Origin of the sequence: Chromobacterium sp. Beijing (assembly GCF_021496765.1) — a bacterium.
Lineage (GTDB): Bacteria > Pseudomonadota > Gammaproteobacteria > Burkholderiales > Chromobacteriaceae > Chromobacterium.
On the sequence record NZ_CP053750.1, the window covers coordinates 1,094,944 to 1,118,859 of the forward strand.

24 protein-coding genes are annotated in these 23,916 nt (G+C 64.7%); 16 read left to right on the plus strand and 8 right to left on the minus strand.

The features are described 5' to 3' along the window. Positions 1-36 precede the first annotated feature (36 nt). A complete protein-coding gene (gene purL, locus HQN78_RS05270; RefSeq protein ID WP_235088403.1) occupies positions 37-3,996 on the plus strand; it encodes a phosphoribosylformylglycinamidine synthase in 3,960 nt (1,319 codons plus the stop codon). Positions 3,997-4,076: 80 nt separating this feature from the next. Here the strand turns inward: purL and HQN78_RS05275 are convergent, their stop codons facing one another. Next, on the minus strand, positions 4,077-4,997 hold the full coding sequence (locus HQN78_RS05275) for a LysR family transcriptional regulator (RefSeq protein ID WP_235088406.1): 921 nt from the start codon (positions 4,995-4,997) through the stop codon (positions 4,077-4,079). 114 nt (positions 4,998-5,111) lie between these two features. On the opposite strand from HQN78_RS05275, the gene HQN78_RS05280 reads away from it, so the two are divergent. From HQN78_RS05280 to HQN78_RS05305, 6 genes are all read left to right on the plus strand, one after another. Further along, complete coding sequence (locus tag HQN78_RS05280; protein ID WP_197081470.1) at positions 5,112-5,876, plus strand: TSUP family transporter; 765 nt, start codon at positions 5,112-5,114, stop codon at positions 5,874-5,876. Between the two features lie 209 nt (positions 5,877-6,085). Continuing rightward, positions 6,086-6,376: a helix-hairpin-helix domain-containing protein gene (locus HQN78_RS05285; protein WP_235088409.1), complete on the plus strand. Its 291-nt coding sequence runs from the start codon at positions 6,086-6,088 to the stop codon at positions 6,374-6,376. Continuing rightward, a complete protein-coding gene (locus HQN78_RS05290; protein ID WP_235088411.1) occupies positions 6,376-7,002 on the plus strand; it encodes a paraquat-inducible protein A in 627 nt (208 codons plus the stop codon). The genes HQN78_RS05285 and HQN78_RS05290 overlap by 1 nt, the downstream gene beginning before the upstream one ends. Then, a complete protein-coding gene (locus tag HQN78_RS05295; protein WP_107798803.1) occupies positions 6,984-7,616 on the plus strand; it encodes a paraquat-inducible protein A in 633 nt (210 codons plus the stop codon). Before HQN78_RS05290 ends, HQN78_RS05295 begins: the two co-directional genes overlap by 19 nt. Further along, a complete protein-coding gene (locus tag HQN78_RS05300; protein WP_107798804.1) occupies positions 7,606-9,234 on the plus strand; it encodes an intermembrane transport protein PqiB in 1,629 nt (542 codons plus the stop codon). Before HQN78_RS05295 ends, HQN78_RS05300 begins: the two co-directional genes overlap by 11 nt. Further along, positions 9,231-9,824, plus strand: coding sequence for a membrane integrity-associated transporter subunit PqiC (locus tag HQN78_RS05305; protein WP_227103423.1), 594 nt, complete (start codon positions 9,231-9,233; stop codon positions 9,822-9,824). The genes HQN78_RS05300 and HQN78_RS05305 overlap by 4 nt, the downstream gene beginning before the upstream one ends. Here HQN78_RS05305 and HQN78_RS05310 read toward each other — a convergent pair. Further along, positions 9,814-11,325 (minus strand): amidase, encoded by a 1,512-nt coding sequence (locus HQN78_RS05310; protein WP_235088413.1) that lies wholly within the window; start codon positions 11,323-11,325, stop codon positions 9,814-9,816. The two genes, HQN78_RS05305 and HQN78_RS05310, sit on opposite strands and share 11 nt — an antisense overlap. Before the next feature lie 111 nt (positions 11,326-11,436). Between HQN78_RS05310 and HQN78_RS05315 the strand changes: the two genes are divergently transcribed. From HQN78_RS05315 to HQN78_RS05335, 5 genes are all read left to right on the plus strand, one after another. After that, positions 11,437-12,330, plus strand: a complete 894-nt coding sequence (locus tag HQN78_RS05315; RefSeq protein ID WP_235088414.1) for a hypothetical protein — start codon at positions 11,437-11,439, stop codon at positions 12,328-12,330. Next, on the plus strand, positions 12,327-12,722 hold the full coding sequence (locus HQN78_RS05320) for a hypothetical protein (protein ID WP_235088416.1): 396 nt from the start codon (positions 12,327-12,329) through the stop codon (positions 12,720-12,722). The genes HQN78_RS05315 and HQN78_RS05320 overlap by 4 nt, the downstream gene beginning before the upstream one ends. Positions 12,723-12,885: 163 nt before the next feature. Then, the gene (locus tag HQN78_RS05325) at positions 12,886-13,614 is read left to right on the plus strand and encodes a pseudouridine synthase (RefSeq protein ID WP_107801719.1); all 729 of its coding nucleotides are present in this window, start codon (positions 12,886-12,888) and stop codon (positions 13,612-13,614) included. Between the two features lie 36 nt (positions 13,615-13,650). Next, complete coding sequence (locus tag HQN78_RS05330; RefSeq protein ID WP_235088418.1) at positions 13,651-14,652, plus strand: hypothetical protein; 1,002 nt, start codon at positions 13,651-13,653, stop codon at positions 14,650-14,652. A 253-nt stretch (positions 14,653-14,905) separates the two neighbouring features. Further along, positions 14,906-15,265 (plus strand): hypothetical protein, encoded by a 360-nt coding sequence (locus HQN78_RS05335; protein WP_107798808.1) that lies wholly within the window; start codon positions 14,906-14,908, stop codon positions 15,263-15,265. Positions 15,266-15,357: 92 nt separating this feature from the next. Here the strand turns inward: HQN78_RS05335 and HQN78_RS05340 are convergent, their stop codons facing one another. After that, positions 15,358-16,623, minus strand: a complete 1,266-nt coding sequence (locus tag HQN78_RS05340; RefSeq protein ID WP_235088420.1) for an Hsp70 family protein — start codon at positions 16,621-16,623, stop codon at positions 15,358-15,360. Between the two features lie 214 nt (positions 16,624-16,837). On the opposite strand from HQN78_RS05340, the gene HQN78_RS25670 reads away from it, so the two are divergent. From HQN78_RS25670 to HQN78_RS05360, 3 genes are all read left to right on the plus strand, one after another. Next, complete coding sequence (locus HQN78_RS25670; protein WP_107798810.1) at positions 16,838-17,506, plus strand: OmpA family protein; 669 nt, start codon at positions 16,838-16,840, stop codon at positions 17,504-17,506. A 170-nt stretch (positions 17,507-17,676) separates the two neighbouring features. Then, on the plus strand, positions 17,677-18,744 hold the full coding sequence (locus HQN78_RS25675) for a DNA-binding protein (RefSeq protein ID WP_304502839.1): 1,068 nt from the start codon (positions 17,677-17,679) through the stop codon (positions 18,742-18,744). A gap of 98 nt (positions 18,745-18,842) precedes the next feature. Continuing rightward, entirely contained in the window at positions 18,843-19,079 is a 237-nt protein-coding gene (locus tag HQN78_RS05360) for a hypothetical protein (RefSeq protein WP_235088422.1), read from the plus strand. 99 nt (positions 19,080-19,178) lie between these two features. Here HQN78_RS05360 and HQN78_RS05365 read toward each other — a convergent pair whose 3' ends face one another. The 5 genes from HQN78_RS05365 to HQN78_RS05385 all read right to left on the minus strand — a co-directional run bounded on the left by HQN78_RS05365 (position 19,179) and on the right by HQN78_RS05385 (position 23,068). Continuing rightward, complete coding sequence (locus HQN78_RS05365) at positions 19,179-19,661, minus strand: GAF domain-containing protein (RefSeq protein WP_235088424.1); 483 nt, start codon at positions 19,659-19,661, stop codon at positions 19,179-19,181. 106 nt (positions 19,662-19,767) lie between these two features. Continuing rightward, entirely contained in the window at positions 19,768-20,508 is a 741-nt protein-coding gene (phbB, locus tag HQN78_RS05370; protein WP_107798814.1) for an acetoacetyl-CoA reductase, read from the minus strand. Between the two features lie 115 nt (positions 20,509-20,623). Then, the gene (rsgA, locus tag HQN78_RS05375) at positions 20,624-21,499 is read right to left on the minus strand and encodes a ribosome small subunit-dependent GTPase A (RefSeq protein WP_227103405.1); all 876 of its coding nucleotides are present in this window, start codon (positions 21,497-21,499) and stop codon (positions 20,624-20,626) included. After that, the gene (locus HQN78_RS05380; protein ID WP_048415508.1) at positions 21,496-21,822 is read right to left on the minus strand and encodes a 4a-hydroxytetrahydrobiopterin dehydratase; all 327 of its coding nucleotides are present in this window, start codon (positions 21,820-21,822) and stop codon (positions 21,496-21,498) included. The genes rsgA and HQN78_RS05380 overlap by 4 nt, the downstream gene beginning before the upstream one ends. Before the next feature lies 1 nt (position 21,823). Continuing rightward, positions 21,824-23,068: a M48 family metallopeptidase gene (locus HQN78_RS05385; protein ID WP_235088426.1), complete on the minus strand. Its 1,245-nt coding sequence runs from the start codon at positions 23,066-23,068 to the stop codon at positions 21,824-21,826. An 81-nt stretch (positions 23,069-23,149) separates the two neighbouring features. Here HQN78_RS05385 and orn point away from each other — a divergent pair, with 81 nt between their 5' ends. Next, positions 23,150-23,695, plus strand: coding sequence for an oligoribonuclease (orn, locus tag HQN78_RS05390; protein ID WP_235088429.1), 546 nt, complete (start codon positions 23,150-23,152; stop codon positions 23,693-23,695). Positions 23,696-23,916: the final 221 nt, after the last annotated feature.

Consider the following 23,916-nt stretch of genomic DNA (forward strand, 5'->3'; position numbering starts at 1 on the left):
ATGACGCGCTTTCCTGATACTTGTCGCGGGTGTCTAATGTCTTACCTTACCAAGCTCCGTGGCGGCGTTGCGCTGTCGCCGTTCCGTCTTGAAAAACTGCTTGCCGCAGCCGCCGAAGCCGGGCTGCCGGACCTCAGCATCAGTGCCGAATTCTGGCATTTCGCCGAAAGCGAAACCGAACTGACGCTGGAAGAGCAGGCCACCTTGGGCAAGTTGCTGAGTTACGGCGAAGCGCCGTTGGCCGGCCAGCCGGATGGCGAACTGTTTCTGGTGACGCCGCGATTGGGCACTTTGTCGCCCTGGGCCTCCAAGGCCACCGATATCGCTCAGCACTGCGGGCTGGGAGGGATTCACCGCATCGAACGCGGCACCGCCTTCTGGGTTAAGTCCGCGCAACAATCTTTAAATGAAGAGGCTCGTCATATTTTGACGGGCCTCTTGCACGATAGGATGACGGAAACGGTGTTGGCCTCGCTGGACGACGCCGCCCGCCTGTTTGTCCATCAAGATCCGCAGCCGATGAGCAGCGTGGACATCCTCGCCGGCGGCCGCGCGGCGCTGGAAGCGGCCAACGCCGATCTGGGCCTGGCCCTGTCCGAAGACGAGGTGGAATATCTGGTGGAAAACTTCACCAAGATGCGCCGCAATCCCACCGACGTGGAATTGATGATGTTCGCGCAGGCCAACTCCGAGCACTGCCGCCACAAGATCTTCAACGCCAAATTCATCATCGACGGCGAGGAGCAGGAAAAGTCGCTGTTCCGCATGATCCGGGATACCCACGACGCCAATCCGCAAGGCACGCTGGTGGCGTACAAGGACAACGCCTCGGTGATCGAAGGCGCTTTCATCGAGCGCTTCTATCCGCAGCCGGAAGGCCACGGCTACGCTTACCATAGCGAGCCCACCGATATTCTGATGAAGGTGGAAACCCATAACCACCCGACGGCGATTTCTCCTTTCGCCGGCGCGTCCACCGGCAACGGCGGCGAAATCCGCGACGAGGGCGCCACCGGCCGCGGTTCGCGTCCCAAGGCCGGCATGACCGGTTTCACCGTGTCCAATCTGAACATCCCCGGCTTTGTGCAGCCGTGGGAACGTTACAGCGACGTAGCGGCGCAATACGGCAAGCCGGAGCGCATCGCCTCCGCCTTGCAGATCATGCTGGAAGGCCCTATCGGCGGCGCGGCGTTCAATAATGAGTTCGGCCGTCCCAATCTGACCGGCTATTTCCGCACCTTCGAAGAAGTGGTGGAAGGCGAGATGCGCGGCTATCACAAGCCGATCATGATCGCCGGCGGCCTGGGCAATATCCAGCAGCAGCAAATCCACAAGAACGAGATTCCGGAAGGCGCGCTGCTGATTCAGCTGGGCGGCCCCAGCCTGTTGATCGGCCTGGGCGGCGGCGCGGCTTCGTCCATGGATACCGGCGCCAACAGCGCGGACCTGGACTTCGACTCGGTACAGCGCGGCAACCCGGAAATCGAACGCCGTTGCCAGGAAGTGATCGACCGCTGCTGGCAGATGGGCGACGCCAACCCCATCGTGTCGATTCACGACGTGGGCGCCGGCGGCCTGTCCAACGCCTTCCCGGAGCTGGTGAACGATGCCGGCCGCGGCGCCGTCTTCCATTTGCGCAAGGTGCACCTGGAAGAAAAGGGCATGACGCCGATGCAGATCTGGTCCAACGAGTCGCAGGAGCGCTATGTGATGGCGGTGCTGCCGCAGGATCTGGAACGCTTCACCGCGCTGTGCGAACGCGAGCGCTGCCCGTTCGCGGTGCTGGGCGTGGCCACCGACGACGGCCATCTGCAGGTGCGCGACGATCATTTCGACAACCATCCGGTGGACATGCCGCTGGAGGTGTTGCTGGGCAAGCCGCCGCGGATGACGCGTGATGTAGCCACTCGCGAACGCGATCTGGCCATCTTCGACGCCTCGCGCTTTGAATTGAAGGAAACCGCGCTGCGCGTGCTGCGCAACCCGACGGTGGCGGACAAATCCTTCCTGATCACCATCGGCGACCGCACCGTGGGCGGCATGACCGCGCGCGATCAGATGGTGGGCCGCTGGCAGGTGCCGGTGGCGGACGTGGCCGTCACCACCATGGGTTTCAACACCTACCGCGGCGAAGCGATGGCGATGGGCGAACGCACGCCCACCGCGCTGTTCGACGCGCCGGCCTCCGGCCGCATGGCGATAGGCGAGGCGCTGACCAATATCGCCGCCTCTTTTGTCGGCCACCTGGGCAACGTCAAGCTGTCCGCCAACTGGATGGCCGCCGCCGGCCACCCGGGCGAGGAAGCGCGCCTGTACCGTACGGTGGACGCGGTGTCCAAGCTGAGCCAGGACCTGGGCATCAGCATCCCGGTGGGCAAGGACTCCTTGTCGATGAAGACGGTGTGGGAAGAGGCCGGCGAGAAGAAAGCCGTGACCGCGCCGCTGTCGCTGATCATTTCCGCTTTCTCCCCGGTGGAAGACGTGCGCAAAACCGCGACGCCGGAGCTGAAAGAGGACAAGGACACCGATCTGATCCTGATCGATCTGGGCTACGGTCGCTGCCGTCTGGGCGGTTCCATCTACGGCCAGGTATGGAAGGCGATGGAAGGCAAGGCGCCGGACGTGGAAAGCCCGCACCAGTTGGCGGCCTTCTTCAACACCGTGCAGACGCTGTTGCGCGACGATATGTTGCTGGCCTATCACGACCGCTCCGACGGCGGCCTGTTCGTGACCTTGTCGGAAATGATGTTCGCCGGCCATATCGGCGTCACCATCGATCTGCAGGAACTGGTGATCGAGCGCAAGAACACCCAGCGCATCATCGACGACTTCGTGCAGCCCACTCAGGAAGCCGCCACCCATGGCCGCCTGATGCGGGTGCTGTTCAATGAAGAGCTGGGCGCGGTGTTGCAGGTGAAGAAATCCGACACGCCGGAAGTGATTTCGCGCTTCATGAAGGCCGGCATCGGCCGCGAGCTGTTCGTGATCGGCCGCGTGAACAACAAGGACCGCCTGGTGATCAAGCACCGCGGCGTGGAGTTGTTCAACGAGAGCCGTTCCGATCTGCACCGCGAATGGTCTGAGACCAGCGCCCGCATGCAGCGCCTGCGCGACAATCCGGCCTGCGCCGACAGCGAACACCTGCTGCGCTCCAGCCCGAAAGCGCCGGGTCTGAGCGCCAAGCTGAGCTTCGACGTGCACGCCGATCCGGCGGCGCCCTTCGTCGCCGGCGGCGCGCGTCCGCGCCTGGCGGTGCTGCGCGAGCAGGGCGTCAACGGTCAGCTGGAGATGGCGGCCGCTTTCGACCGCGCCGGTTTCGACACCGTGGACGTGCATATGAGCGACGTCATCAGCGGCCGCGTGTCGCTGGCGGATTTCAAGGGCCTGGCCGCCTGCGGCGGCTTCAGCTACGGCGACGTGCTGGGCGCCGGCGAAGGCTGGGCCAAGAGCATTCTGTTCAATCCGCGCGCCCGCGATCAGTTCGAGGCCTTCTTCGGCCGCGGCGACACTTTCGCGCTGGGCGTGTGCAACGGCTGCCAGATGATGTCCAATCTGTCGTCCATCATCCCGGGCGCCGAACACTGGCCCAAGTTCCACCGCAACGCTTCCGAGCAGTTCGAGGCGCGCTTCGCCATGGTGGAGGTGACGGCCTCGCCGTCCATCTTCCTGGGCGATATGGTGGGCAGCCAGCTGCCGGTGGTGGTCAGCCACGGCGAGGGTCGCGCGGTGTTCGCGCCGGGCGCGCAGGAGCAGGCGCTGACGGCGTTGCGCTATGTCGATTTCGACGGCCGCGCCACCCAGACCTATCCGCTGAACCCCAACGGCTCGCCGGCGGGCATCACCGGGGTGACCACGGCCGACGGCCGCTTCACCATCATGATGCCGCACCCGGAACGGGTGTTCCGCACCGTGCAGAACAGCTGGCACCCGGCGGATTGGGGCGAGAACGGCGCTTGGTACCGGATGTTCGCCGCTGCCCGCCGCTGGGTGGGTTGAGCGGGGCCATGGCGGGCCGGTGTTCCGGCCCATGGTGAACATGATCGAAACGGAAGCTTTGGCTTCCGTTTTTTTATGGTTCAGCGCGCTTTAAGCCCGTAGCCGGCGTCGCGGGCGGCCGCGCGCACCTCCTCCAGCAATAGCCGGGCTTTGCGCGGAATGCGGCGGTTGGCGAAGACGGCGTGCATCTGCGGATTGTCGCCGTGGCTGGAGACGATGCGGTAATCCGGGCACAGCCGCAGCAGCTGGCCGGCGCGCACCAGCGGCTCGGCCAGCCAATTGCCCAGACGGGCGACGCCCAGGCCGGCCAGCACGGCGTGGAGCACGGCGCTGCCGGAGCTGACGCGGTGCCAGGGCGTCAGATTGAGGCTGAGCTGGTGGCCGGCGGACACGAAATTCCAGGCTTTCAGCACGCGCGGCGCGGAGTGGATCAGCACCCGGTGCTCCGGCAGTTGTTCCGGCGTTTGCGGCGCGCCGTGGCGCTCGACGTAGGCCGGGCTGGCATAGAGGTGGCGCTGGTAATCCCACAGCGGGTAGCCGATCAGCTCGCTGGAGGCGGGGAAGGCGCCGCGGATGCTGAAGTCCAGCTTCTCGCGTATCGGGTCCAGTATGGTGTCGCTGTACAGCACGTCGAAGCGCAGCTCCGGGTTGGCGTCGGCCATGCGGGTCAGCACCGGCGGCAACAGAGCGTGGCTCATCGCCTCCGGCGCGGAAAAGCGCAGCAGACCGCGCGGCGCCTCGCTCAAGGCCGCCAGCTCGTCCTCGGCTTCTTCCTGCAGGTCCAGCATTTTGCGCGCCGCGGCGTAATAGCTTTCGCCGGCCAGGGTCAGATTGACCTGTTTTTGCGAGCGCGCCAGCAGGCTGCCGCCCAGCGCTTCTTCCAGCGTCTGCACCGCGCGGGTGGCGCTGCTGGGCGATGTGCCCAGCTGGCGCGCGGCGGCGACAAAGCTTTTTCTTTCCACCACCGCGCAGAACACGCGCAATTCCCATAAGGATTTCATCCCGGCCCCGGTATTCTGATTGCGATTTTCGCAATACGGTATTGCAAGCACGCTTGGCTGGCAAGGCATAGAATCTTGTCCTAACTGTAAGCGGCGCGGAGCCGGGAGAAGTGGATGCTGTTGACCTTGAGTTTTTTGTGCGTGATTGCCTTCGCCGCCGGCCTGGTGGACGCGGCGGTGGGCGGCGGCGGCCTGATTCAGATTCCGGCCCTGTTCAGCGCCTTGCCCAATCTGGCGCCGGCCACGGTGTTCGGCACCAATAAGCTGGCGGCGGCCATGGGCACGCTGTCCGCCGCGCGTTCCTATCTGAAGCGGGTCAAGGTGCCGTGGCGCTTGGTGCTGCCGGCGGCGGTGGCGGCCTTCTTCATGTCCATCGCCGGCGCGGCCACGGTCAGCCTGATCGACAAGGCCGTGCTGCGCCCCCTGGTGTTGGCGCTCCTGGTGGTGATGGCGGTGTACACCTTGTGGAAGAAGGACTTCGGCTCCCTGCACAAGCCGGTGGCGATAGGCCGGCGCGAAATGGCGATAGGCATGGCCATCGGCGGCGCCATCGGTTTTTACGACGGCCTGTTCGGCCCCGGCACCGGCAGCTTTCTGATGTTTTTGTTCATCCGCTTCTTCGCTTTCGATTTTCTGCACGCCTCGGCCTCGGCCAAGGTGGTGAACCTGACCACCAACTGCGCGGCGCTGCTGTTCTTCATCCCCGCTGGTCATGTGCTGTTCCAGTACGCGCTGCCGATGGCGGTGTGCAATATGGCCGGCGCGACAGTGGGCACCTGGGTGGCGATGAAGAAGGGCACCGGCTTTGTGCGGGTGCTGTTCCTGCTGTTGACCAGCACCTTGATCCTCAAGCTGGGCTGGGACATCTTCCACGGCTGAGCGTCTGTTCAAGTCCGCCGCGCTGGACCGGGCGCGGCGGGCGCCGTTGCGCAAGGCGCATGCGCCGCCTCCCTTCCGTTTCTTCCTTTCCTCCCTCCTTGTCTCGCCTAATTCTCGGGATGTTGAACGGCCTCCGGGCCGGGACGGCTTTTGAACTCTGGCGCGGCCTCCTTTATGATGCGGGTTGTTGCCATCTGCGCAGAGAGTTTATGCATCCATCACGTTGTCCGCCCGCGGCGCGGGCGCGGCATTTGCGCGAGCTGCCCAATATCGGCCCCAGCCTGGCCGAGGATTTGCGCCTGCTCGGCATCGAAGAGCCGTGCCAATTGCGCGGCGCCGAGCCTTTGCGGCTGTACCACCGTTTGTGCGAACTGACCGGAACCCGGCAGGACCCGTGCGTGCTGGATACGCTGATGTCGGTGGTCCATTACATGGACAGCGACGAGGCGCGGCCGTGGTGGAGCTTCACCGCCGAGCGCAAGGCGAAAGGCGGCTACTGATGACGCGACCGGACGCCGATTCCAAGCTGACCGCCTGCCACGATTGCGATCTGCTGATGCAGGTGGCGTTGAAGGGGGAGGGCCGGGCGTGCTGCCCGCGCTGCGGTGCTTTGGTGCGCCGTTACGGCGCGCAGCGGCAGGACGCCGAACTGGCGCTGCTGCTGACCGGGGTGATCGCCTTTCTGCTGGCCAACGTCTATCCGGTGGTGACCCTGGAGGCCGCCGGAGCCCGCAGCGCGGCCACCTTGTGGCAGACGGTGGTGGCGCTGGAGCGCCAGGGCATGTTGTCGGTGGCGATGCTGGTGATGTTCACCGGCATCGTGATGCCGTCGCTGGAGCTGGGCAGCATGCTCTATGTGCGGCTGCCGCTGGCCTTCGGCCATGTGCCGCGCGGCTTTCCCTGGCTGATGCGGCTGAAGATACTGACCCGCCCGTGGTGCATGGTGGAAGTGTTTTTGCTGGGCATCCTGGTGTCCCTGGTCAAACTGGTCAGCCTGGCCACCGTGCACGTGGGCGTGGGCCTGATGGCCTTGTTCGCCTTGATCGTGTTGATGGCGGCCAGCGCCAGTCGTTTCAATCCGGAAGACTTGTGGGAGCGTTGTCAGCAATGTCGGACTACCGCGTGAAAACCGCCGCGCAGTCCGGCCTATGGCTGTGCCACGGCTGCGGGCTGCTGTGCCGGGCCGGAGAAGGCGCCCAATCCTGCCCGCGCTGCCACGCCGCGCTGCACTCGCGCAAGCCGCACAGCCTGCAGCGCAGCTGGGCCTTGCTGCTGGCGGCGATGGTGGCCTATCTGCCCGCCAATCTGCTGCCTATCATGGAAACCTCCACCATCATGGGCATGCAGAACGACACCATCATGAGCGGGGTGGTGTATTTGTGGAAATCCGGCTCCTGGCCGCTGGCGCTGGTGGTGTTCACCGCCAGCGTGCTGGTGCCGCTGTTGAAGATTCTGGCCTTGCTGCTCTTGCTGGTGACGGTGCAGCTGGGTTCCGGCTGGGCGCCGCGGCAACGCACGCGGCTGTATCGGGTGGTGGAGGTGATTGGCCCGTGGTCGATGTTGGACATTTACGTGGTGGCCCTGATGGTGGCGCTGGTGCAATGGCAGTCGCTGGCGTCGATCAAGGCCGGGCCGGGGGCGATCGCCTTCGGCACGGTGGTGGTGCTGACCATGGTGGCGGCGATGAGTTTCGATCCCAGGCTGATCTGGGATCAGGTAAAGGAAGACGATGAGCAGTGATCAACCCGAAAAACCGGCCGCAGCCGGCGAGGACTTGCCGGCCGCGGTGCCGGTGAAGCGGCGGCGCTGGTCGCCGTCGCTGGTGTGGCTGATTCCGGTGGTGGCCGCGGTGATAGGCGGCTGGCTGGCGGTGAGCGCGGTCTTGTCGCGCGGGCCCACCATCACCATCGCCTTCCAGAACGCGGAAGGGCTGGAGGCGGGCAAAACCCGGATCAAGTACAAGGACGTGGAGATAGGCGAGGTGAAGGCGGTGTCGGTGAGCCCGGACCGTCAGTCCATCCTGGTCACCGCGGAGCTGAGCAAGAACGTGGACGATTACCTGGTGGCGGACAGCCGTTTCTGGGTGGTGCGGCCGCGCATCTCCGGCGGCAGCGTGTCCGGTCTGGGCACGGTGCTGGGCGGCTCCTACATCGGCATGGACGTGGGCAAGAGCAAGGAGCGCCGCACCGAGTTCAAGGGCCTGGAAGTGCCGCCCATCATCAACGCGGACCTGCCGGGCAAGATGTTCGTGCTGCGCTCCGACAATCTGGGTTCGCTCAACGCCGGCTCGCCGGTGTATTTCCGCCGCGTGCCGGTGGGCCAGGTGGTGGGCTACGAGCTGGACCCGGCCGGCAGCGCGGTGAAGCTGTCGGTATTCGTCAACGCGCCTTATGATCACTTCGTCACCGTCAACAGCCGTTTCTGGCACGCCAGCGGCATCGACGTGGCCATCGGCGCCAACGGCCTGAGCGTCAACACCCAATCCTTGGCGGCGATTGCGCTGGGCGGCATCGCCTTTGAAACCCCGCTCAGCGACGGGCCGGACAAGGCGCCGGACGCCAAATACCTGTTCCTGCTCAATGAAACCCGCGAAAAAGCGCTGCAGAACCGCGACCGGGAAACCCAGTCCTTCCGGCTGAAGTTCCGGCAGTCGGTGCGCGGCCTGACCGTGGGCGCGCCGGTGGATTTCCGCGGCATCACCTTCGGCGAAGTCACCGCCATCGGCATCGAATACGCGGCGGCGCGCAAGGACTTCGACATGACGGTGGACATCCGCACCTATCCCAGCCGGCTCAACACCCTGTCCGGCGATCACAGTCTTTCGGCCAAGATTTCCGTGGAATCTCTGGTGCGCAACGGCCTGCGCGCCCAGCTGCGCTCCGGCAGCCTGATCACCGGTCAGCTTTACGTGGCGCTGGACTTTTTCCCCGAGGCCAAGCCGGCCAAGGTGGCGGTGCGCAACGGCATGACCGAGCTGCCGACGCTGCCGGGCGATCTGGAAGAACTGCAGCGGGTATTGCAGCGCATTGCGCGCCGGCTGGACAAGGTGCCGTTCGACAGCATAGGCGAGGAGCTGAATCAATCGTTGAAATCGCTGCACCAGACGCTGGACGGCATGCGCAAGCTGTCCGAGAACATGGACGGCAAGGTGCTGCCGCAGGCGGTGAAAACGCTGGAAGACTTGCAGAAAACGCTGGAAAGCACGCGCCAGACGATGCAGGCGGATTCGCCGCTGCAGCAGGACGTGCGCGCGGCGGCGCAGGAGGTGTCGGAAACGGCGCGCAGTTTCCGCGCGCTGGCCGATTACCTGGACCGCCATCCGGAAGCGTTGATACGCGGCAAGGGAGAGAAAAAATGAAATCCATCGCGCTGAGCTTGATCATGCTGGCGCTGCTGAGCGCCTGCGCCTCGCCGCCCACCACCTTCCATCAATTGCGGCCGGCCCTGTCGACGGCGGCCGCGACCCCCGTGCTGGGCGTCAGCGTGATGGTGGGGCCGGCAAGCCTGCCTGCGGGGCTGGAGCGGCCCCAGCTGGTGGTGGAAGACGCCGCCGGCAATGTCGAATTGCTGGACTTGCAGCGCTGGGCCGGTCCGCTGGACCGTATGCTGACGCAAGCCGTGGCGGCGGACCTGTCCCGCTCGCTGGGCCTGGCCAGTATCTACGCCTATCCGCAACCGGGCATGGGCGGCGGGGACGTCCGCTTATTGCTGGACGTGCGCCAGCTGCGCCTGCGTCCGGGGCGCGACGCCTCGCTGGAAGTGGCTTGGCAGGCTCTGCCGACGCAGGGGGACAAACGGCCGCTGGCCAGCGGTTATTTCCTGCAGAGCCAGCCTTTGGCGACGCCGGACGCCGCGGCGGCCGCGGCCGGCCTGCAGACGCTGGTGACCGAGCTGGGCCGCCGGCTGGCCGGCGAGTTGGGGCCGGCTCTGGCCGGCTTCAAGCGCTAGGCGGGGCCGGCGGGCGCCGTTGCGCCCACGGTCTGGCCTGCTCCAACTGGCGGGCCAGCCGCAGCAGGGTCAGGTCGTCGCCGCAGCGCGCGACGAATTGCACGCCTATCGGCAGCCCGGCCTGGCTCCAGTACAGCGGCACGCTCATTGCCGGCTGTCCGCTCATATTGAAGGGTATGGTCCAGCCCAGATACTCCATCAGACGGCGCGAAGTGGCCGGAATCAACTGGCCGAAGCGCAAAGTCCAATCCCAGCCCAGCTTGCCCAGCATCCAGCGCGAGATCGCGGTTTCGGCGGCGCTGGGTCCCAGGCCGCCGACGAGGGCGGGCGGCTGGTTCAGGGCCGGGGTGGTCAGCGCGTCGTAGCGCTGGTGGAAGGTTTCCATGATCCGGGCCTGCTCCCAGGCGAAACCGCGCGCCCAGGCCAGCTCACCGGCGCTGAGCCGCTCGCCGTAGCGCGCCAGCGCCCAGCTGGCCGCTTCCAGTTGCTGGTGGCGCGCCGGTTTGCCGGTGCGGCGCTCGATGTCGCGCAGCAGGCCGGCCATCTCGCCGCAGATGATGGCCAGCATCGCGCGGTTGTATTCCTCCGGCGACGCCAGCGGCGGCGACGCTTCTTCCACCTCGTGTCCCAGCTCGGTCAGCAAGGCCAGCGCGTCGTCCAGCGCGGCGGCGCAGTCCGGGTGCAGCGCGCCGCCCAGGATGGGGCGCTTGCTCCAGGCGACGCGCAGCTTGCCGGGCTCGCGCTGATGCGCGGCGAAAAAGCTTTGCTCCGGCGCCGGCCAGTAATAGGCCTCGCCGCCGCGCGGGCCGCCGGCCAGCAGGTCCAGCATCGCCGCGCTGTCGCGCACGCTGCGCGTCAGCGCGTGTTGGCAGACCAGTCCCTGCCAGCCCTCGCTGTAGTCCGGGCCGGCCGGGCCGCGTCCGCGGCTGGGCTTGAGGCCGAACACGCCGCAGTTGGAGGCGGGAATACGGATGGAGCCGCCGCCGTCGCCGCCGTGGGCGATGGGCACGATGCCGGCGGCCACCGCCGCGGCCGAGCCGCCGCTGGAGCCGCCCGGGGTGCGGGTCAGGTCCCAGGGGTTGCGGCTGAGGCCGTAGACCTCGGATTCGGTGTAGGGACTGAGGCCCAGTTCAGGCGTGGCGGTTTTGCCGATGAAGATCAGGCCGCCCTGGCGATAATGTTGGATGATGTCGGCGTCGCGCGGCGCGACATAGCCGTCGAACAGGCGGCTGCCGTTGCGAGTGGGCACGCCGGCGATGTCGGCCAGCAAATCCTTGATCAGCACCGGGCAACCGGCAAGCGGGCCGGCGCCTTGCGCTTGCCGCAACTGGGCCTGAGCCTGTTCCGGCAGCGGCAGGCAGACCGCGTTCAGCGCCGGATTCCAGCGCTCCAGCCGTGCCTGGGCGGCGGCCGCGGCCTCGCCGGCGCTGATCTGGCCGCCGGCGATCAGCTGGGCCAGGCCAATGCCGTCGTAGTCTTCGTATTCATTGAAACAGTTCATGCCTGCCTCCGGGGCTTGGCTGGCGCTCCATGGCGTACCAGCATAGTCGAACAAGACGGCTTGATGTACTGATTGCGACTAAATAAAATCGAATGCGATGGTTTTCTTGTCTTGATGATGCAATATGAATTTTACGGGGGAGGCGTGGCAATGCGCAATCTGAGGGCGGGAGTTGGTTTCTTGGGTTTGCTGATGGCGGTCGGGGCGGTTGCCGAAACACCAGGACACTCGCAGGCCCCGCGCAAGGAGTCGGTTTACGCCTATGCCGAATTGGCCAAGGGGTGGGCAGCTTTCGACGCATTCCGCGCGCTGGCACCGGGCTCCTCGCTGCGCTATCGCCTTTATCCACATCCGCCGCGGGCGGGAGTAGGGCTATTTTGGCGCGATGGCAGTGGGGGCAAAGGCATGGTCAAGCTCGCCAGCGACTACAGCTTTGCCCTGGATGAGCTGGCGGGGCTGGCGCAGCGCAATGCACTGTTGGTGGCGAACCTGCCCCCGGTGGAGTTGAGTTGGCGTCCGGTGGTACGCAGCAAAGGTCTGCCCGCTAATACCCGGCGGCTGGGAGATTTGCGACTGGAGTGCTTGGTGGGGGTCCAGAGTAGGGTGAGCTTGCGGGATGAGAGGGAGGTGGCCTGCTTGCCGGTAGTGGAGGCCGCGTGTCAGGAGGATGTGGTGGCCTGCGCGCGCAAGGCTTCAGCGGCCTTGGGCGAGGCGATGCTCAAGGGGCTGGCGCGCTTGCAGAGCGAGAAAAACCCTTATGAGCAAGGGCGCGTTCAATACTTGTTCATTGCTGACAAGCCGGTGTTCAGCGTTACCTTGTTGGAGCGTGGCAAGCAGTTCACCTTGCCCGTCATCTGGCTTTACGGTCGCGCTGAGTCGTTCACACCGTTCTTTCAATGGCCGTACCCGCGTGAGTATTTGTATTCGGTGCCGCTGGATGTAGGGGCATGGTCTGACGATGCGCAAGTCGTGTTGGAACCCATGATTGGGGAGGGCGGCAAATGAAAAAGCGATGGTGGGCGCTATGTTGCGTTTGTTGGTTGATGGGGTGCGCCAGCAGCGGAAGCAGGCAGTTGGCGGAAGTGGATGAACCGGCGGTGAAGCGAATGCTGCAAAGCGGAGGCAGCCGGCGCGAGGTGCTTGATGCTTTTGGGGAGCCGCAGGACCGAATACGTTTTTCCAGCAATCGTGAATTGTGGGTGTACAGCTATGTTCAGTATCGGCCTCAGTTGCAAAACTTCACCGACCTGGGGCCCTTGTTCAGTGCGCAGAACCGTTACGACAAGGAGCTGGTGTTATTGTTTGACGTTGGGGGTAAGGTGCTGCAGTGGCGCTTGTCCACCAGAGAGGAGGTGCGTGGCACCGGGGTGCTGAACAAGTCCCCAACAGGAGGGTGATGGTTGGCGCATAGCCAGTTGCAGTGGCATCCCCTACAATAGCGGGAATGCAACAGCGGACTTGCCGGTGGTTGCGGGTGGCCCGAGCGTCTGTCTTGGAAGATAGAGACGGAGCGGGCGCCGCAGCGGGCGCAAGCCGCTTTTTTTATTACGGAACGAAATGATGGAACCAGTGCGCCTGTCGAAACGCATGGCCGAGTTGGGTTTGTGCTCGCGCCGCGAGGCCGATAGCTATATCGAACAAGGGTGGGTGAAAGTGGACGGCGAGGTGGCCGTCCTCGGGCAGAAAGTGCTGCCGCACAATCTGATCGAAGTGGACAAGAAGGCGCAGGACGCTCAAGCCTCGCGCGTCACCATCCTGCTGAACAAGCCCATGGGTTACGTGTCCGGCCAGGCCGAGGACGGCTACGAGCCGGCGGTGGTGCTGGTCAAACCGGAAAACCAGTGGGCGGAGGACAAGAGCCGCCGCCGGTTTTCTGCGCAGCATCTGAGAGGGCTGGCGCCGGCCGGCCGCCTGGACATCGATTCGGTGGGCCTGTTGATCCTGACCCAGGACGGCCGGGTGGCCAAGCAGATCATCGGCGAGCATTCCAGCGTGGACAAGGAGTACCTGGTGAGGGTGGAGGGCGAACTTTCCGACGAAGGTTTGAGTCTGCTCAATCACGGTCTGGAGCTGGATGGTAAAAAATTGCTGCCTGCCACCGTGGCTTGGCAAAACGAGGATCAGTTGCGTTTTGTGTTGCGCGAGGGCAAGAAACGCCAGATCCGCCGCATGTGCGAACTGGTGGGTTTGCGCGTGGTGGGCCTGAAGCGGATTCGCATCGGCAAGGTCAAGCTGGGCAATCTGCCCACCGGCCAATGGCGCTATCTGCGCGACGACGAGTCGTTCTAGGCGGCGCGGAATCGATGATTGTTTAACGGAGGACGGATGTTAGGGCGCTTGTTGCAAAGATGGGGGCTGGATGCCGAAAGCCGGCAGCAGCAGCGGGAGTTGACACAGGCGATAGAGAGCCTGGTCGACGGCACGGACAAGCGTTTGCGCCTGTCTCCCGGCTATCTGGACGCGCTGGCGCCGGGCATGCGCGTCACCCAGGCCTATCTGGCCGAGTTGCCCAGCCGAATGCCGGAGCCGCTGGCGCTGTCCTTGCGCGGCTTTGCGCAGGACCCGCGGCTGGGCTTGCTGTTTTCCGGGCCGGCCAGCCTTTTGTCCTGCCTGCGGCAGAGCGAAGCCTTGCGCAATTTCTTCCTGTCCGCCAGCCAGGGCGACGAGGCCTGGGCCTTGTTGTCGATGGCGCGCAGCGAAACCGGCCGCCTGGGCGTGGCGATGGAGGGCGGGGAGCTGCGCCGCGAAGTGCCGCAGCAGGTGGTGAGCTTCGACGGTCATAGGCTGGCCATGCCCTGCGCGTCGCGCGAGCTGCTGCTTGAGAGCAGCGCGCGGCGCAGCGAGGAAATGCTGGTCACGGTGATTGCGCGGCGGCTGAGCCTGCTGGAGCAGTTGCGCCAGACCTTGGACAACGAGATGTCGCGGCTGCAATTGCGCTTGAGCGTGCTGCGTTGCGAGGCCGGCACCGTGGTGGACGGCTCCTCGGACGGTTCGCCCTTGCCCGATACCTGCGAAGGGGTGCAGCGGCGCATGGCCGAGATCGAGCCCCAATTGCGCGAGGCGCGCGGCGCGCTGAGCCTTGAGGGCTTGCTGGAGACGGTGCGCCATGTGCTGGAGCATCCGGCCGAATATTTTCGGCTGGAATGGCGGACCTTGTACCTGAACCGCATGGGGATCAAGCAGGACGCGCCGGGCGAAGACGCCACCGAACTGGAGTTCGAGGAGCTGGTGCTGGGGCAGGCCCAACCTTTGCGTCGCGCCTTGATGCCAGTGCGGGTGACGCGCCAGGCGCTGGCGGAACTGGAGCGGGAATTCGGCAGCGACTGAGACGGGGCCCAACTACGCCAAAGCGGGCTGTGCAAAGCCGAAACAAGGGCTATGCTGGAACTGTATAGTCGCTTTCGATCAGCCTTCAGGGCGGCTGATTGAGTCTGCCCCGGCACCAGGCCGGGGTTTTTTTGCGCCCGCCGCATCGCAATGGGATATTTTGCGCCGGGAATGCGTGAAACGCCCGTCAGGGCTTGCTTTGTGCTATCCTTGCGCCCCTCTTCAGCAACGACCGTGACCCGTCACTCAAGCCATGAAAGATCCTTGCGATCACTACACCTTCGATCTGATTGGCGGCGTCCGCAAAAAGCCGGGACGCAAGCCCTTGGGCGAGCGCGCGATGACGGTGGCCGAGCGCAAGCGGCGCAGCCGCGAACTGCGCCGCAGCCGCCTGCAGGAGCTGTCGGTGACGGTGGAACTGAGCCGGGACGCGCAGAAGTCGCTGGATAAAATGATAGAGTGGTGGGGCGTCAGCAAGAAGGAGGCGATCAACCGCGCGCTGATGATAGCCTGTCAATCGCAGACCGGGCGCACCGCGCAGTTGTTCGAGTTCGATCTGCCGCCGGAGGCGCGGCGCAAGGGCAAGAAGACTAACGGCGGTTCCGGCGCGTAAGCACCGCCGCCGTGCGAATAAGCGAAAAGGCCGAGCAAGCATGCTCGGCCTTTGGCGTTTCAGGGCCCGGCGGGCCGGGCGCGAATCGTGTCTTAACCGTAGCGTTTGGCGGCCTCGATCGCCAGGCCGCTGCCGATGCTGCCGAAGAGATCGCCTTCCACATGGCGGGCCTGGGGCAGTTGGCGCTTGATGCTGTCGCGCAGCGCCGGCACGCCGCTGGAGCCGCCGGTGAAGAAGACGGTGTCGATGTCGTCGGCCTGCGCGCAGGCGTCGGTCAGCAATTGGCGCACGGTGGCGCCGATCTGGCCCAGCATCGCGTCTATGCTGTGATTGAATTGATCGCGGCTCAACTCGCAGTGCAGGCCGGCCTCGATATGCCCCAGGTCCAGCCGGTGCTGCGCCTCGTCCGACAGCGCGATCTTGGCGGCTTCCACCTGCATCGCCAGTCGGTGGCCGGCGCGGTCCTGGATCAGGCGGAACAGGCGGTCCAGCACCTGCGGCTGCGCCGCGTCGCGGTGCACGTCCTGCAGGTCCATCCAGGCCTTGCGGGTGTAGGCGAAGTTGATGGTGTGCCAGGTGGCCAGGTTGAAGTACTGGCTGGACGGCATCTCCGCGTTGTTGCGCAGCCGGCTCTTGAAGCCGAACAGGGGCATCACGCCGTGCAGGCTCAATTGCTTGTCGAAGTCCGTGCCGCCGATGTGGACGCCGCCGGTGGCGAGAATGTCGTCGAGGCGCTCGTCCAGGCGGTGGCGCTCGGGCGCCAGGCGGATCAGGGTGAAGTCCGAGGTGCCGCCGCCGATGTCGACGATCAGCACCAGCTCTTCGCGCTCCAGCCGGGCTTCGTAGTCGAAGGCGGCGGCGATGGGTTCGAACTGGAAGGACACGTCCTTGAAGCCCACCTGGCGCGCGATCTCGCCCAGTGTGGTCTCGGCTTCGGCGTCGGCCTTGGGGTTGTCGTCGACAAAGTGCACCGGGCGGCCCAGCACCACTTGTTCGAACGGACGCTCGGCGGCGCGGTCGGCGCGCAGCTTCAATTCCTGGATGAACAGGCTGAGCAGGTGGCGGAAAGGCAGGGCCTTGCCTTGCACTTCGGTTTGGCTGTCGATCAGGTTGGAGCCCAGCAGGCTTTTCAGCGAGCGCATCAGCCGGCCTTCATAGCCTTCCATGTACTCCTGCAGCGCCAGCCGGCCGAACACGGAATGATCTTCCTCGTAATTGAAGAAAACCACCGAGGGCAAGGTGATCTTGCCGTCCTCCAGCGTCAATAGAGTGGCTTGGTTCGGGCGCAGCCACCCCACGGTGGAGTTGGATGTGCCAAAGTCAATGCCGCAGGCGCGGGCCGTAGTCTGCGTGTTCATATTCCCTCCCGTAAAGCGAGGCGCGATGGTACGCGGATTGGCGCGGCAAGGGAAGGCTTTGGCAACCGAATCAAGCGTTTTGTCGCTTTGGCGGCTTTGGCCGCGCCTGTCTTTTGGCCGGGACGCGCGGTGGCCGCAACGCAATGGGTATATGCTGAAAGCGCGTCCCGCAGGAGCCGGGGCGGGTAATGGACTGAATGGAAAGGATCCAGGCATGAATAAACTGATCGTGATGTTTGTTGCATTGGCGCTGGGGAGCGGCGGTCTGTCCGGCTGCGCGAACATGTCCGAAACCCAGAAAGACACTGGTACCGGCGCGGCGATTGGCGCGGTGGCCGGCGCGGTGCTGGGCGGCCTGACCGCCGGCGGCAACCCTGGCCGCAGCGCCGCCACCGGCGCGGCCCTGGGCGCGGCGCTGGGCGCCGGCGGCGGCTATTTGTGGTCCAAGCACATGCAGGAGCAGAAGGCGGCGATGGAGCAGGCGACCAAGGGTTCGGGCGTCAGCGTCAGCCAGACCGCGGACAATCAGCTGAAGCTGGACATCCCCAGCGATGTGTCTTTTGACGTGGGCCGCTACGACATCAAGCCCAATCTGCGGCCGATTCTGGACCGTTTCGCCGCCACCTTGAACCAGAATCCGGTGACCACGGTGAAGATCGTCGGCCATACCGACAACACCGGCTCCAATGCGGTCAATGACCCGCTGTCGCTGAACCGCGCCCGCGCCACGCGCGACTATCTGACCGCGCGCGGCGTGGCGGAGGGGCGGATCAGCATCGCCGGCCGCGGCTCGCATGAACCGGTGGCGAGCAACGCCAGCGCCTCGGGGCGGGCGAAGAACCGGCGGGTGGAAATCTTCGTGGGCGAAGCCGCGCGCGGTTGACGCGGGCGGACGGAGCGATGCGGGCGGGCGCCGTAAACGGCGCGCCGCCCTTTGTGTTTTCCGGCCGAGGCATGCGCGGGCTGTCTGTTAAATTTTAAATGTAATACGTAATATATTTTAAAGCGACGCTTTGCTAGAATGTCGGCCACGACAAACGGGCATTTTCAGGCATGGCGACAGATATTTATTCGCGCATCCGGCAGGCGGCGTTCGAGCTGGTGGGCGAAGGCGTATGGCCGACGGTGATGGAGGTGAGGGCTAGGATAGGCGCGGGCTCCAACACCACGATCAACAACACCTTGAAAGAATGGCGACAGGAGTTTCTGTCGCGGGTGGCGGTGTCGTCGCGGCGGCCGGATTGGCCGGCCGGCCTGGCCGAAGCCTTTGAACAAGTGTGGCAGCGGGCCTGCGACGAGGCGGACGGGCGGCTGGAGTCTTTGCGTCAGGACGCGGAAACCGCGGTGGCCCAGGCTGCGGCGGAGACCCGCGAGCTGGAAGCCGGCCTGGCGGCGCGCCAGGCCGAGTTGCAGTCCGCCTTGCGCGAGCTGGAGTTGCGCGCCGCGAGGCTGGCGGATTTGGAAGGACGCTTGCAGGGCGAGGAAACCCGGCGCCAGATGCTGGAGCGAGCGCAGCTGGAGCAGGAGTCGAGGCTGGAGCAGTCCAGGAAGGAGCTGTCCGAGCTTAGGCGTCAGGCGGAGCAACGTCAGCAGGAACTGGAAGAGCGCGCCGAGCTGAAAGTGCAGGAGGCGCGCGAGGAAGCCGCGCGGCGCGAGGCGCTGGCCTATGAGCGGCTGGAAGGTTTGCGGCTGCGGCTCTACGAACAGATGGAAGAGGAGCGTCGGGCGATGCAGCAGGCGCAGGCGCGCCAGGAAGAGGCTTTGCAACACAGCCGGCGCGAGCGGACGCGGCTGGAAGGCGAGTGGCGCGACCGTCTGGCGGAGCGCGAGCGAGACAACGGCCGTTTGGAGGCGAGGCTGGAGTGGCTGGAAGGGCGCAGCGCCGCCTTGGAGCAGGATGCGTTGCGGCAGGCGGTGCAGTTGGAGCAGACTTCGGCGCGCTTGCTGGATATGGCCAGCGAGAACAGCCGGCTGGCCGGCGAGGTGAATCTGGGCGCCGAGCGGCAGCTGGCGCGTTTGGTCGAGATTCTGGCCGGTTCGCGCCAGGAGCTGTTGGCGCTGGACGAGGCCGGCTTGCGCGAATGGCTGGGGCGGCAACTGCAATTGCCCTTGCTGGGCTAGTGCGCTCCGGACGCGTGTTTCTACTAAGTGCTTGCCACGATGCCGGCGGAAGCCGGCTTTGCTAGTTTGACGTGAGGATTGTCTTGATTGGAGGCAATATGACTTTCGTCGAATATTATCGCGCGCCGGCGCTGATCTCCCTGCTGGCCTTGTTCGTGTGGTGCGGCTTGTGCTGGGCGGACGGCGGCTCTTTCTGGCAGGGTTTGCTGGCGATGGCCGCGGGCAAGAATCTGTCCATTCTGTCCGGTCTGGCCGTGTTCTGGGTTCTGGAGCTGGCGGGACGCGCGTGGTCGAGATCCCGCGAGGGGCGAAACCCTATGCATTTGCAGTCGTAGCCGGCGGCAAGGGCCGGCAATGAAAAGCGCGCCAAAGGGCGCGCTTTTTTCATGGCCGCGGCGGCCTCGAAAGCTCTTGAGGCCGGTTTGCGGGCTTTCTCAGAACAAGCGGGCCAGCCCCGCGGCGATGCGCTCCAGGTATTCGGCGTCCACCGCGTCGAAGCTGGCCGGTTCGCTGGAATCCACGTCCAGCACCGCGACCACTTCGCCTGCGGCGTTGCGGACGGGCACCACGATTTCCGAACGGGCGCTGGAGGAGCAGGCGATATGGCCGGGGAAAGCGTCGACATCTTCCACCACCAAGGTTTTTTCGGCCTGCCAGGCGCTGCCGCACACCCCTTTGCCAAACGGGATGCGAGTGCAGGCGATCGGGCCCTGGAAGGGGCCAAGCACCAGTTGCTTGTCCTTGACCAGGTAGAAGCCGGTCCACAGCCAGTCGAAGCTGCTGTGCAAGGCGGCGCAGAGATTGGCCAGCGCGGCGATCTGATCGGTCTCGGACTCAATCAGCGCCAGCGCCTGCGGCAATAGGGTTTGATAGCGCTCTTGTTTGTCGGCGCCGTGGATGATCAGATGTTCTGCCATGGGGTGTCGTCGGGGTGTGGCTTGGGAAAGCGACAGCATACACAGCGGGCGGGCAAAAGAAAACGCCGCCCGGCGGGGCGGCGTCGCGCGGCGGGCCGGGGCCCGTTTACATCATGTGTTGACCGCCGTTCATCGCCACGTTGGCGCCGGTGATGAAGCCGGCTTGTTCGGAGGCGAGGAAGGCGACCAGGGCGGCGATTTCCTCGGGCTTGCCCAGGCGGCCCACCGGAATCTGCGCCACGATCTTGTTGCGCGTCTCCTCCGCCACCGCCATCACCATATCGGTGGCGATATAGCCGGGCGAAATGGTGTTGACGGTCACGCCCTTGCGCGCCACTTCCTGCGCCAGGGCCATGGTGAAGCCGTGCATGCCGGCCTTGGCGGCGGAGTAGTTGGTCTGGCCGAACTGCCCCTTCTGACCGTTGATCGAGGAGATGTTGATGATGCGGCCGAAGCCGCGGTCGCCCATGCCGTCCACCACCGGCTTGGTCATATTGAACAGGGAGTCCAGATTGGTGCGCAGCACCGCGTCCCAATCGTCCTTGGTCTGCTTCTTGAAACTGCAGTCGCGGGTGATGCCGGCGTTGTTGACCAGCACGTCCACCGGCCCCAGGTCTTTGGCCACCTTTTCGGCCAGTGCCTTGCAGGCTGCGGTGTCGGTGACGTCGCATTGGTAGGCGTGGATATCCTTGAGTCCCAGCCCCTTCATGTCGGCGAGCCAGGCTTGTTCGCGGCCGGGCTTGCTGTAGGTGGTGACTACGATGTGACCGCTTTCCGCCAGGGCTTTGCAGATGGCGGTGCCAATACCGCCCATGCCGCCGGTTACGAGTGCGATTCGCTTAGTCATAGTGCTGGCTCCTTTTTTGGCTGTCTGTCTGGATATGCTTATGCGATACGACTTTCAGTTTTTTAGGATAAGTGAATTACCCGCGTATGTGAATGGAAAGTACGCACACCCTTCGTCACGGCTTGGACGGTGAAAGTTCATCCGTTAGACGTTGCAGCAAAGAGAGCCGGGACTTGGCGATGGCGCCCGATTCACATGCGGTCATGATGGCACAGTTCGGTTCCACGCGGTGCGAACAATTGTGGAAGCGGCATTGACCAATCAACGGGCGTATTTCCGGGAAGTAACGGGTTAGTTCGGCGGCCTTCAAATGCTTGAGGCCAAACTCCTGCAGGCCGGGGGAATCGATCAGATGACTGTCCGCGTTCAGATGGTAAAGCGTGGCGTGAGTCGTGGTGTGGCGGCCGGAGTCCAGCGCGGTGGAAATGTCGCCGATGCGGGCGTTGGCGTCCGGCAGCAGCGCATTGGTCAGCGTGGACTTGCCCATGCCGGACTGGCCGACGAAGACGCTGGTCTGGCCTTGCAGCAAGGGCAGCAGCGGCGCGACGTCCTGCTTGGCGGACAGGGTGACCACTTGGTAGCCCAGTTGGCGGTACAGCTCCAACTTGCGCAGCAAGCCCTCGGTTTCCGGCAGGTCGGCCTTGTTGACCACGATGACGGGGTCGATGTCGCCGGCTTCCGCGGCGATCAGGCAGCGGCCCAGCAGTTCTTCGTTGGGGCTGGGCACGGCGGCGATCACGAACAGGATGCGGGTCACATTGGCGGCGATGACCTTGGTTTTCCAGTCGTCCTGGCGGTAGAGCAGGCTGCGTCGCTCTTGCGAGCGCTCGATGACGGCCTGTTCCTTGTTCTGCACCAGGATGTCCACCCAGTCGCCACAGGCGAAATCGACGCGTTTGCCGCGGGTGGTGCAATCGTAAACCTGGCCGTCGGATTCAACGATGAAGCGGCGGCCGTGGCTGCGGATGATTTGTCCGGTCTGACCTGTCATGGGCGGGCCAGCAGCGCTTCGGTCTTGGCGGCGCAGATGAAGTCGTTCAGGGTCAGGCCGCCGGCGTCGTGGGTGCTGAAGTTGACGACGACGCGGTTGTAATGCACCGACAGATCCGGGTGGTGGTCTTCGCGGTGAGCGATCCAGGCCAGCGCGTTGACGAAGGCCATGGTGTCGTGGAAGTTGGCGAAGGGAAAGGTCTTGGTCAGTTCGATGCCGCGGATGTTCCAGCCGGGCAGGGAACCCATCAATTGGTTGACGGTGCTGGCGGCCAGCGGGCTGGCGCCGTGTTGGGCTTCGCAGGACAGTTCGAGCAGGTTCATGTCAGCGGTTTCCTTGTAGATGGTTGATGCGCAGCGCGGCGGGCGGGTGCGAGTCGTAAAAAGCGGAATGCAGCGGGTCCGGCGTCAGCGTGGACGCGTTGTCGCGATAAAGTTTGACCAGGGCGGACACCAGTTTGCCGGCGTCGGTTTCGCTGGCGGCGAAGTCGTCGGCCTCGTATTCGTGGCGGCGCGACAGGCTGCTGGACAGCGGGGTGAACGGAAAGGTGAAGGCCGGCACCGCGGTGAAGAACAGGATTAGCGCCATCGCGGTGCTGGGCGTGGAGACGCCTAGGCCGGCGTAGAACCAGGGCGCGTCCAGCAGCTGCCCCAGCAGGAAGAGGAAGCCCAGCGACAGCGCGAAGGCCAGCGCGATGCGCTTGACGATGTGGCGGCGCTTGAAATGGCCCAGCTCGTGAGCCAGCACCGCTTCGATTTCCTGATGGTCCAATTGCCCCAGCAAGGTGTCGAAGAACACGATGCGTTTGCCGGCGCCAAAGCCGGTGAAGTAGGCGTTGCCGTGGCTGGAGCGGCGAGAACCGTCCATCACGAAGACGCCCTGGCTCTGGAAGCCGGCGCGTTGCAGCAGCGCTTCGATGCGCGCCTTGAGCTCCAGGTCTTCCAGTGGGGTGAATTTATTGAACAGCGGCGCGATCAGCGTCGGGTAGATCGCCACCATCAGCAGCTGGAAGCCGGTCCAGACCAGCCAGACCCACAGCCACCACAGCGGGCCGGAAATGTCCATCAGCCACAGCACCAGCGCCACCAGCGGCAAGCCGATGACGGCGCCCAGCAGCAGGCCCTTGATCTGGTCAATGATGAACAGCCTGGGCGTGGTCTTGTTGAAGCCGAAGCGGGCCTCGATGCCGAAGGTGGAGTACAGGCTGAGCGGAAAGCTGACGCAGCCGGTCAGCGCCGCCACGCCCACGATCAGCAGCAGGCCGGACGGCAGCGGCGAGACGCCTGCGGCGGCCACGGCGCCGGCCAGCCATTGCAGCACGCCGCCAAAGGTCAGCGCCAGGATCACCAGGCTGTCCAGCACGGCGGAAAACAGGCCGAAACGGGTCTTGGCGATGCAATAATCGGCGGCCAATTGATGTTGTTGCAAGGCGATGGCGTCGCGAAAAGCGGCGGGCACTTCTGCGCGGTGGCGGGCGATGTGGCGGGCGTGGCGCCAGCCCAGCCAGAGTTTTAGCGCGAGTGTGGCCGCCAGCGCGGCCAGGAAGAGAGAGCTGAATGCCTCGGTCATCGGAGTCCGTTATCTGCTGTCAGGTTTGCCGCCAGCGCGGCAATGAAGGAAAATAGAAGGGTTTTGCAAAGATTGGCAAGTATGACACAAGATCAAATGAACCTCATCTGGCTCGACATGGAAATGACGGGCCTGAATCCAGAGACCGACCGCATCATCGAAGTGGCGATGATTGTGACCGACAGCCAGCTGAACGTGGTGGCGGAATCGCCGGTGTTGGTGATCCACCAGCCCGACGAGGTGTTGGACGGCATGGACGACTGGAACAAGAACACCCACGGCAAGAGTGGCCTGATCGAAAAGGTCAAGGTCTCCACGCTGGGCGAAGCCGAGGCCGAGCAAATCCTGCTGGATTTCATGGCTCTGCACGTGCCGCCGCGGATCACGCCGATGTGCGGCAACACCATCCACCAGGATCGTCGTTTCATGGTGCGCTGGATGCCTAAGCTGGAAGAGTATTTCCACTATCGCAACCTGGATGTGTCTACGCTGAAAGAGTTGTGCAAGCGTTGGAAGCCGGAGGTGGCGCGCGGCGTGGTCAAACGCGGCAAGCACGAGGCGCTGGCGGACATCCTGGAGTCCATCGAGGAGTTGCGTTACTACCGTGAGCATTTCCTCAAGCTCTAATAACCTGTTTACGATCCGCCGCGCGTCGTGAGACGTGGCACGGCGAGTGCCGCTTCGAAATGCGCATGTACCATGAGTACATTCCGCTTTCTCAGCCGCAACGCCTTGTCCCGCTCTAGCTCGCGAGATCGTAAACACGTTTTAAGCGGGGTACTGTCCCACAGGAGCGGCTCCGCAGCGGAGCTTGCTCCTTTTTATTGGCGAACACTTATTCCAGCGGC

Excerpts from the sequence above, each read along its gene's own strand:
- purL (WP_235088403.1), top strand. The coding sequence starts at position 37 with ATGTCTTACCTTACCAAGCTCCGTGGCGGCGTTGCGCTGTCGCCGTTC.
- HQN78_RS05275 (WP_235088406.1), bottom strand. The coding sequence starts at position 4,997 with ATGAAATCCTTATGGGAATTGCGCGTGTTCTGCGCGGTGGTGGAAAGA.
- HQN78_RS05280 (WP_197081470.1), top strand. The coding sequence starts at position 5,112 with ATGCTGTTGACCTTGAGTTTTTTGTGCGTGATTGCCTTCGCCGCCGGC.
- HQN78_RS05285 (WP_235088409.1), top strand. The coding sequence starts at position 6,086 with ATGCATCCATCACGTTGTCCGCCCGCGGCGCGGGCGCGGCATTTGCGC.
- HQN78_RS05290 (WP_235088411.1), top strand. The coding sequence starts at position 6,376 with ATGACGCGACCGGACGCCGATTCCAAGCTGACCGCCTGCCACGATTGC.
- HQN78_RS05295 (WP_107798803.1), top strand. The coding sequence starts at position 6,984 with ATGTCGGACTACCGCGTGAAAACCGCCGCGCAGTCCGGCCTATGGCTG.
- HQN78_RS05300 (WP_107798804.1), top strand. The coding sequence starts at position 7,606 with ATGAGCAGTGATCAACCCGAAAAACCGGCCGCAGCCGGCGAGGACTTG.
- HQN78_RS05305 (WP_227103423.1), top strand. The coding sequence starts at position 9,231 with ATGAAATCCATCGCGCTGAGCTTGATCATGCTGGCGCTGCTGAGCGCC.
- HQN78_RS05310 (WP_235088413.1), bottom strand. The coding sequence starts at position 11,325 with ATGAACTGTTTCAATGAATACGAAGACTACGACGGCATTGGCCTGGCC.
- HQN78_RS05320 (WP_235088416.1), top strand. The coding sequence starts at position 12,327 with ATGAAAAAGCGATGGTGGGCGCTATGTTGCGTTTGTTGGTTGATGGGG.
- HQN78_RS05325 (WP_107801719.1), top strand. The coding sequence starts at position 12,886 with ATGGAACCAGTGCGCCTGTCGAAACGCATGGCCGAGTTGGGTTTGTGC.
- HQN78_RS05330 (WP_235088418.1), top strand. The coding sequence starts at position 13,651 with ATGTTAGGGCGCTTGTTGCAAAGATGGGGGCTGGATGCCGAAAGCCGG.
- HQN78_RS05335 (WP_107798808.1), top strand. The coding sequence starts at position 14,906 with ATGAAAGATCCTTGCGATCACTACACCTTCGATCTGATTGGCGGCGTC.
- HQN78_RS05340 (WP_235088420.1), bottom strand. The coding sequence starts at position 16,623 with ATGAACACGCAGACTACGGCCCGCGCCTGCGGCATTGACTTTGGCACA.
- HQN78_RS25670 (WP_107798810.1), top strand. The coding sequence starts at position 16,838 with ATGAATAAACTGATCGTGATGTTTGTTGCATTGGCGCTGGGGAGCGGC.
- HQN78_RS25675 (WP_304502839.1), top strand. The coding sequence starts at position 17,677 with ATGGCGACAGATATTTATTCGCGCATCCGGCAGGCGGCGTTCGAGCTG.
- HQN78_RS05360 (WP_235088422.1), top strand. The coding sequence starts at position 18,843 with ATGACTTTCGTCGAATATTATCGCGCGCCGGCGCTGATCTCCCTGCTG.
- HQN78_RS05365 (WP_235088424.1), bottom strand. The coding sequence starts at position 19,661 with ATGGCAGAACATCTGATCATCCACGGCGCCGACAAACAAGAGCGCTAT.
- phbB (WP_107798814.1), bottom strand. The coding sequence starts at position 20,508 with ATGACTAAGCGAATCGCACTCGTAACCGGCGGCATGGGCGGTATTGGC.
- rsgA (WP_227103405.1), bottom strand. The coding sequence starts at position 21,499 with ATGACAGGTCAGACCGGACAAATCATCCGCAGCCACGGCCGCCGCTTC.
- HQN78_RS05380 (WP_048415508.1), bottom strand. The coding sequence starts at position 21,822 with ATGAACCTGCTCGAACTGTCCTGCGAAGCCCAACACGGCGCCAGCCCG.
- HQN78_RS05385 (WP_235088426.1), bottom strand. The coding sequence starts at position 23,068 with ATGACCGAGGCATTCAGCTCTCTCTTCCTGGCCGCGCTGGCGGCCACA.
- orn (WP_235088429.1), top strand. The coding sequence starts at position 23,150 with ATGACACAAGATCAAATGAACCTCATCTGGCTCGACATGGAAATGACG.